At 45.7% G+C, this 8325-nt stretch carries 9 protein-coding genes; 7 read left to right on the plus strand and 2 right to left on the minus strand.

Annotated features, from left to right (window positions below; all coding sequences use genetic code 11):
* The 3 genes from CA598_RS30360 to CA598_RS33205 form a co-directional block, all read left to right on the plus strand.
* Positions 1-703 (plus strand): exosporium glycoprotein BclB-related protein (locus tag CA598_RS30360; protein WP_218832636.1); only part of this gene is annotated, 703 nt, incomplete at its 5' end.
* Positions 704-756: 53 nt separating this feature from the next.
* The gene (locus CA598_RS30365) at positions 757-2589 is read left to right on the plus strand and encodes an RCC1 domain-containing protein (RefSeq protein ID WP_094878905.1); all 1833 of its coding nucleotides are present in this window, start codon (positions 757-759) and stop codon (positions 2587-2589) included.
* Between the two features lie 190 nt (positions 2590-2779).
* The gene (locus tag CA598_RS33205; protein WP_256990718.1) at positions 2780-2911 is read left to right on the plus strand and encodes a hypothetical protein; all 132 of its coding nucleotides are present in this window, start codon (positions 2780-2782) and stop codon (positions 2909-2911) included.
* 173 nt (positions 2912-3084) lie between these two features.
* On the opposite strand, the gene CA598_RS30370 is transcribed toward CA598_RS33205, so the two are convergent.
* Both CA598_RS30370 and CA598_RS30375 read right to left on the minus strand, forming a co-directional pair.
* Entirely contained in the window at positions 3085-5670 is a 2586-nt protein-coding gene (locus tag CA598_RS30370) for an FAD-dependent oxidoreductase (protein WP_094878906.1), read from the minus strand.
* A 6-nt stretch (positions 5671-5676) separates the two neighbouring features.
* The gene (locus tag CA598_RS30375; protein ID WP_036675735.1) at positions 5677-5961 is read right to left on the minus strand and encodes an ArsR/SmtB family transcription factor; all 285 of its coding nucleotides are present in this window, start codon (positions 5959-5961) and stop codon (positions 5677-5679) included.
* Between the two features lie 102 nt (positions 5962-6063).
* Here CA598_RS30375 and CA598_RS30380 point away from each other — a divergent pair, with 102 nt between their 5' ends.
* From CA598_RS30380 to CA598_RS30395, 4 genes are all read left to right on the plus strand, one after another.
* On the plus strand, positions 6064-6384 hold the full coding sequence (locus tag CA598_RS30380; protein WP_094874737.1) for a rhodanese-like domain-containing protein: 321 nt from the start codon (positions 6064-6066) through the stop codon (positions 6382-6384).
* Between the two features lie 10 nt (positions 6385-6394).
* On the plus strand, positions 6395-6808 hold the full coding sequence (locus CA598_RS30385) for a rhodanese-like domain-containing protein (RefSeq protein WP_256990719.1): 414 nt from the start codon (positions 6395-6397) through the stop codon (positions 6806-6808).
* Entirely contained in the window at positions 6808-7176 is a 369-nt protein-coding gene (locus CA598_RS30390; RefSeq protein ID WP_094878908.1) for a rhodanese-like domain-containing protein, read from the plus strand. Before CA598_RS30385 ends, CA598_RS30390 begins: the two co-directional genes overlap by 1 nt.
* 392 nt (positions 7177-7568) lie before the next feature.
* Positions 7569-8246: a winged helix-turn-helix domain-containing protein gene (locus CA598_RS30395; protein ID WP_094878909.1), complete on the plus strand. Its 678-nt coding sequence runs from the start codon at positions 7569-7571 to the stop codon at positions 8244-8246.
* Positions 8247-8325: the final 79 nt, after the last annotated feature.

Genomic DNA, 8325 nt, shown 5'->3' on the forward strand with positions numbered 1-8325 from the left:
AACAGGTGCGGTCGGCGCGACTGGAGCAACGGGAGCAACGGGAGCAGCTGGAGCAACTGGCGCGACTGGACCAACCGGAGCGACTGGGCCGCAGGGAGTCCAAGGCATACAAGGTGTAACCGGAGCGACGGGACCTACGGGCGCACAGGGAGCAACCGGGGCATCTGGCGCATCAACAATAATTCCATTCTCTTCAGGCGCACCAATAACCATAACGACAGCCCTCGGAGGATTAACCAACACAGTGGCGATGCTCGGATTTGGCAATTCGTACTCAGGAGCTAGTATAGTAGGTGGAAAAATAGATTTAACCAGAAGTAATGGCTCTGATCCTACAAAAGATCCATACAATCAGGCGTTTATAGTTCCACGTGATGGTACGATCACTTCAATATATGCTTTCTTCAGCACAACTGTAGCTATGACTTTAGTAGGCACAACCGTAAACATTCAAGCACAAATGTATAAAGCGGATAGAGACAGCAACAGTTTTACTCCTATTAGTGGTGCAGCAGTATCCTTGGCGTCTGCTTTCACAGGAATAATATCAATCGGATCTACTAGTAACGGATTAAGCACAGGATTAAATACTTCTGTTCAGGCTGGCGATCGCTTAATGTTAGTGTTCTCTTCGACGGCTTCCGGTCTAAGCTTGATAAATACACTAACAGGTTATGCGAGCGCTGGAATTGAAATTAAGTAATTCAAGATTTGGGGTTGAAACCCTCCATTTTGTTTGATAGGAAGTGATTAAATATGGCAAGGAAGCTAGTTTCGATAAAAAGATTGAGTTTATTGTTGGCGTTAGTTCTTATATTTTCATTCGTCATTCCATTCCCATCGTCTGCGGGGTATGCAAAAGGACGTGCTATTGAAGAGGTAAAGCTCTTGGCTGCACCGGCAAATTTGGCAGTTAGCGGCACAACCTCCACAAGCATCGGCCTTAGCTGGGATGCCGTAGTAGGAAGCTCTTACTTCGATCTGAGTAATAAGGTAAGCCTAGTGGAGCAGACCAATTCCAGCGTGACCGATGTGGTCTACACCTTTGATTCAGGCGGATTAACGGAGTATACGGTGAAGGGATTAGCTTCCGACAGGAGCTATACATTCACGGTCCAAGCGGTAAATTTATCTGGACCTGTGTCCAAAACAAGTCTCCCTCTAATTGCAAATACGCTTCCAGCGGAAGCACAATCTCCGGCAACGAAAGAAGAGGAACTCCCTTTAGCCGATCAAGAACCCCCGAGTACTCCCGAGCTAAGTCTTATCGGTCGAACATCGAATAGTATTAGCTTGGCATGGAGTTCATCCGAGGATAATGTCGGAGTTGCGGAATATGTTCTATATCAAGACTCCAATCTGTTGGCAGAAGTAACGGTCAGCACAACAGTCTACACGGCTGTCAACTTGAAGGCTGGACAGGAGTACACCTTTTTAGTACAAGCTATAGACGAAGCGGGGAATAAATCAGCAATCAGTAACGAGTTGAAGGTTAGTACACTTGATGATGTAAGTATGGTTGGTCCGGTTATGAGCATGGGCAACGGGAATTCCTTCCATACATTAACTGTGCAGCCGGATGGTAGCGTATGGGCCTGGGGCAATAATAGGAAAGGTCAGCTCGGTGATAGCACGACCATCACTCGTAATAAGCCTGTGCGAATGGTTGGTTTGCCGGAGATCAGCGCTGCATCCGTTGGACAAGACCATTCCATCGCACTCGCGACGGACGGAACAGTGTGGACATGGGGAGGCAATAATGTGGGCCAGCTGGGTAATGGTACGTTGGAGTCCCAGCTTATGCCGCAGCAAGTGCCTGGATTAGCGCGTGTCGTAGCGGTTCAAGCGGGTGAGCAGCATTCGATAGCGTTATTGTCCGATGGAACGGTGTGGGCATGGGGACTTAATGCATATGGGCAGCTTGGAGATGGGACCACCGAGGATAGTGCATCACCGGTGCAGGTTATAGGCTTGAAGTCCATCGTATCGATCTCGGCCGGAGCCTTTCATAATCTAGCGGTTAGTCGCGATGGTCAGGTTTACGCATGGGGGGTCAATGCTTATGGTCAACTCGGCGATAACACAAAGATTGACCGCGCGACTCCCGTGCAGGTTGCTGAATTAAGCGGTGTTTCATCCGTATCTGCCGGCTTTTATCACAGCATGGCAGTGAAAAAGGACGGAACCGTATGGAGCTGGGGAACGAACGTCAAGGGGATCTTGGGTGATGGGACATCCGAAGATCATTATACTCCCGCTCAAGCGGTGGATCTGGGTTCAGTGATCAGCGTATCCGCTGGCGCCTTGCATAGTATGGCGCTGAAGAGCGACGGAACCGTATGGATATGGGGAGCGAACAACGAGGGCCAGCTCGGTGGCGGAACCGAGTCGGAGCGTTCCATCGCGTCTAAGCTCGATATTGGCAGTCGCATCGTCACTATTAGTGCAGGGTATATGAGCGGCGGTGCGGTTAGCGAGGAGGGAACCTTGCTGACTTGGGGTTACAATGGATTGGCCCAGCTTGGTAATGGCACTTATACTAATGTCATAGATCCGGTTACAATTCCACTTGTAGAAGAAACTAATTAAATTTGAAAAGTAGGGAATTCCAAGCCAAAGTGCAGTGGATTCCCTATTTTTTATATGAGGACCAAAAGAGAAAATTCTTTTAATATTCATAACTTTATCACTACAGCTATCCTCATGACTGCATGACTATTAAAATGATGTATCCGAACATGTCACCTTCCGCATTTTAACTGATGGGGGAGAACAGTTCTTGCTCCGTCTTTACCCGGATAATGAACCTCGTAAGTGCCTTGTCTTACCCGAAGCTGTAACCGATTTGGAAGGGGCTTATATTATGGAAACGTCGGCGAGTGATGGACAATGGTACAGAAGGATGGAATGATCCACGCCGACTAACACAATAGAAATGTCGTTTTTCTGGATCGTGAACCGTATCCTATCAATTTTGGCAGGTGACCATATAATGAGACTAGAATGCTTCTTAACCTTCTTATTTGATAAGTAAAAAAGACTCTTCTATATAAATAGAGGAGTCTTTTTGCGGTGTTAAGGTATTTAGATAAATAGATTATGACTAGATTGATCGGCTTGACCGAGGTAATACCCAACGCCGCCAATTCCCACGCCGTCGATAAGTTCTTCACGGGTGATGCCCATAAGATCCATAGACATTTGGCAGGCAACGATCTCGACGCCTTGGTCGACAGCCATTTGAATCAATTCTTCCAAAGATGAGACATTATTGTTCTTCATTACAGAGCGAATCATTTTGGAGCCCATACCCATCATGTTCATATTCGAAAGTGTTAGCTTCCGACTGCCACGTGGCATCATCGCTCCGAACATTTTGCCGATGAAATTCTTGTTCACAGGTACTTTTTCATCCTTGCGGATAATATTAAGGCCCCAGAAGGTAAAGAACATCGTTACTTTTTTGCCGCTGGAGGCTGCTCCGTTGGCAATGATGAAGGAAGCGATCGCTTTATCCAAATCACCGCTGAATACAACCATCGTACTTGCGTTACTAGTTTGGACAGGTTGTGCTCCTGTTGGTATGGAATCCGCAGGAATACCTTTGCGCAGATAAGCTTCTATCATGCCCGTAGGCAGCTTCGTTAATTGCAAAAGCGTGTGCTTCGACATACGAGCCCATGCCTTGATATCTTCATAGAATCCAGGATCGGAAGCCGTTACCTTTAAGACTTGGCCGTCCAAGAGCGGGTCCATGCTCATTTTGACTTGGATCAACGGCCCAGGGCAGCATAGGCCGCAAGCATCAAGTACGGAATCAGGTGTTAGATTCCATTCTTGGTTGGAAGTGGCGGATACAGATGCGCTGGAGTTGGATGCGAAAGCTGTAGTGTTGGTATTGGCTGCAGCAGTGCTAGTCCCAGTACCATTGCTAGTGTCAGTTCCCGCCGGTGCTCCCGTTGCTGCGATTTCTTTACGGGCTGCTGAAATACCTGCGTTTGGCGTCAAACTATCTTTTTTTTTAGGCGAATAATTACTCAGTTGATATGTCTTATAGCCTCCGGTCAGATTCTTCACACGGAAACCCTTTTGCTGTAAAATCCGGGAAGCGGTATAGCCTCTAAGTCCAACTTGGCAATACACCCAAATTTCTTTACTAGGGTCAAGCTCGGCTAGACGACCACGCAGATCATCTACAGGGATGTTAATAGAGCCCTCAATATGGCCGTTGGCATGCTCGATTTCCGAACGTACGTCAACTAAAATGGTATTGTTGTTGTCACGACCTTCTAAATCCTTAGGAACGAATACTGTGGTCATACCTTTCAAAATATTTTCAGCGGCAAAGCCAGCCATATTCACTGGATCTTTAGCGGAAGAGTAAGGAGGGGCATAAGAAAGCTCCAATTCCGTTAAATCAGTAACCGTACCTCTAAAACGAATCACTGTAGCGATATCGTCGATACGTTTATCTACTCCACTATAACCAACAGCTTGTGCACCGAGCACCGTACCTTTTGGATCAAAAATCAGCTTCATTGATATTGGAGTTGCCCCCGGATAATAAGTTGCATGAGAGCTTGGATGTACGTAAATCACGTGATAAGGTAAGCCTAAACGCTGAAGTGTTTTTTCATTATTACCGGTAGAAGCACCTGTCACACCAAATACTTTAATGATAGAAGTTCCTTGGGAGCCTTTGTAAGTCGTACCTAGACCGCTAACGTTGTCCGCTGCAATCCGTCCTTGCTTATTGGCAGGGCCTGCTAGTGGAATGGCGGTTTTAGTTCCATTTACGAAATCAACCACCTCGACCGCGTCACCAACTGCGTATACCTGATCCAAATTTGTTTCCATGCGCTCGTTGACCAAGATATGCCCGCGTGGACCGAACTCTAAACCACTATCCTTCAGGAAAGAGGTATCCGGCGAAACGCCGATAGCCAGCAGAACCATATCACTTTGCAGCACAGTGCCACTCGCTAATTGAACTTCTATTTGTTCGCCAACTTCTGCAAACCCTTGGACCATATTCGAAAAAATAAGATTAACGCCATGCTCGTCGAGCTCTTTTGCCAAAATAGAAGACATTTCGGTATCGAAAGGAGCTAAGATTTGCGGGCCTGCCTCAATTAAGGAAACTTCCAGTCCAGCTTCTCTCAAGTTCTCAGCCATTTCAACACCGATAAACCCACCACCGATCACAACGGCGGAACGAGTACCTTCGGCAGCGACTTTGGTTTTGATTTTGTCAGTGTCGGGAATGTTACGCAGCATGTGAATTTTGGAGCTCTCGATACCAGGTAAATTGGGACGAATCGGTTTAGCGCCTGGCGATAAAATAAGCGCATCATAACTCTCTTCATAGGAACCACGTTCCTTGCTTTCCACTCGTACTTTCTTGTTTACAGGGTCGATAGACATCACTTCGCTTTCAATCCGAACATCGATGTTAAAACGTTTATGCATCGCCTCAGGTGTCTGAACCAGCAGCTTGGAGCGATCCTGAATGGAACCTCCGATATAATAAGGTAGTCCGCAATTAGCAAAAGAAATGTATGGATCACGCTCAAACATAACGATATGAGCCTCTTCATCTAATCTCCGAAGCCTGGCGGCCGCTGATGCGCCTCCTGCAACTCCACCGACAATCAGTACTTTTTTACTCATGATGATTTATTCCTCCCCAAGAAATAGCTGAATTAAATGTTTGATCTTCTCGTCTTTCACAGAATAGTTAATTTCAAGTCCATTACGTTCGGTCTCCACAATGCCAAGCGATCTAAGCTTCTGCAAATGTTGGGATACCGTAGATTGTGGAAGGTCGAGACAGTCCTGCATAAAACTAACGTTGCAGCTGCCTTTTTCAAGCAGTCCTTTAATGATGCACAAGCGAACGGGATGAGCGATAGCCTTTAAGGTTTCGGCGGTTTGGTTATAGGCTTTGAAATTTTTGTCCATGGTTATGAACTCCTCGCTTTACAATATCCTTATATCGTAATATTATGATATAGTGATATGAAAATCAAGTTATTTTTTAAAAAAGAGAAGGAGAGATGCTCGATGTCTTTTAAAATTTCAAAGGAAATTACCCCACAGCAAGTCGCGGAACTTCTGAAAAATGGAGAGACTCCTACGCTGCTGGATGTACGTGAACCCGCTGAATATGTGGAAGGACATGTGATTGGTGCTAAGCATATTCCGATTGGACAGCTGTTAATGCGTATAGATGAACTAGATCCTAATGATGAGATGATTGTGATGTGCCTAAGTGGTGGTCGAAGTGGACTGGCATGTGAGCTGTTGAGTGAAAAGGGATATAATGTTGTGAATATGATGGGTGGATTAAGTGCTTGGACGGATGATTATTTGGAACGGGGGTAATGGCGTGAATATGGTGTTTAGGATCCTACTAAGTATATTAATTGCTTTTAGTATTGTAAGGTTCTTACGTTCCGTTTGGCCAGTGCGCTCACTCTCCTATGTAGAAGCCCGCGACGTTCGAGAATTAGCAGATGAAACATTGGATATGAAAATGCTCGATGTAAGAGATGCCGTAGATTATGAGAAGGAAAGTATCCGTGGCTCGATAAATATATCAATAGGGCGGTTAGCCTATGTCTGGCAGCACTGTCTATCTCCGGACGATTCGATTCTAATTCTTGCTGATAGTTACTATAAAAGAAACAAAGCTGCGAGAATTCTTTATAAGCAGGGCTTTCGAAAGTTATATGCGGTAAATGGTGATTTTTTAGGGAATAAAAGAACGCTTTCCGACATTTCGGTGAAAGGTTGTTGTGAAGGATAATGGATTTAAGCTCATTAATGTCCCGTCTTGGATTTGGCAAAAGTGAAAGTGTAACTGTAAGGGTAAAAACCTTGAAGGTGGTAGAGTTTCGTAGCGAATTGGAGCAATCCAAAAATAAGCTGCTGATCGATGTCCGTGAACCGGATGAATACAAGAGTGGATTTATTCCGGGGGCGAAAAACATCCCGCTGTCTCAGTTGGAAAAGCGGCTCGGTGAGATCCCGAAGGATCGGGATGTGTTACTCTACTGCCGCAGCGGTATGCGAAGCAAAAGCGCAGCGTCGATTCTGAGTAAGCAGGGGTATACTCGGCTTGCACATTTGCAGGGCGGGGTAAGCAGCTGGGATGGGAAGTTGAGTCGACGGTAGGCTTTAGGGGATTTGGTACTGAGCATAGTTCACCTGAGGTAGCTTTAACGTACTTAAACCAATTAGCTTTTTTAATGGAACTGAATGCTGTGGTGAGGCAAATGTAGATGAATTACTCTAACTGTGCTAACTAGGTTAGTTAGCACTAATTTAACTTACTGTAACTGAACTGCTGTATGAGCTAACTTAACTGACCTTACTTTATCGCTACGTACTTTAAACTAATTAGCTTTTTTGCTGGATAAGTTTTATTTAGCTGGATCTAGTGTTGGCTGTTGAGTGTTATTGACAGTATTAGAAAGTGAATACTATACTTTTGAGTAATAGGATGAAGCACGTCCCGTACCCATATTGGGTGCGGGATTTTTTTATGCCAAGGAGGAGTGTAAAGTATGGGATTTGCGGAAGAGCATCGTAAGTGGGTGGAGGATCATATTAGTCGAAGAACAGGAGAACGTCGGGGGAGATTGGAGCGGGGACATGGCCATGGTGAGCGGATGTTTTTGGAGAAAGTATGGTGGCCTATGATGGGACATTTCAATGACCTTCATCCTGAATACGAAGTGGTGGATTGGCGTAGCAAGCCCTACTTTGTTGATTTTGTGTGGAAGCCTGGACAGGTTAAGTTTGCATTTGAAGTAAAGGGCTACGGCCCACATGTGCAAAATACAGACCGAACGCGCTACAGGCAGGAGCTGAATCGAGAGACTTATCTGCAAATCGCGGGTTATCGGGTGGTCGCGATTCCTTATGATGATCTGGATGCGAGTCCTGAACTTACGATTACTTTGTTAAGACCATTGCTGATGCCGTACCTCGCTGTGAAAATGGAGGAGAAAAGGGAGTTTAGCCGACTGGAACGTGATATTTTACGGATTGCTGTGCGTTCGAATGGGTGCATCCGGCCGGTTGATTTGGTGAGGGAGCTTGGGATTGATCTTAGGACGGCTAGGAAGTATATGAAGTCTCTCTCTGAGAAAGGAAGGTTCAATCCGGTAGTTTCCCAGGTAAGCGGTAGAGTTTGTCGTTATGAATATGTTCATTCTTTTAGTGATTTTCATATGTGGTGAATGAACGGTATAAACTCCGTTGAATAGAGCTATTGGGCGAGATATGAGTAAAAGTACGGTATAAATCCCGTAGAATGGG

Source organism: Paenibacillus sp. VTT E-133291 (assembly GCF_002264395.1).
Classification (GTDB): Bacteria; Bacillota; Bacilli; order Paenibacillales; family Paenibacillaceae; genus Paenibacillus_AQ; species Paenibacillus_AQ nitricinens.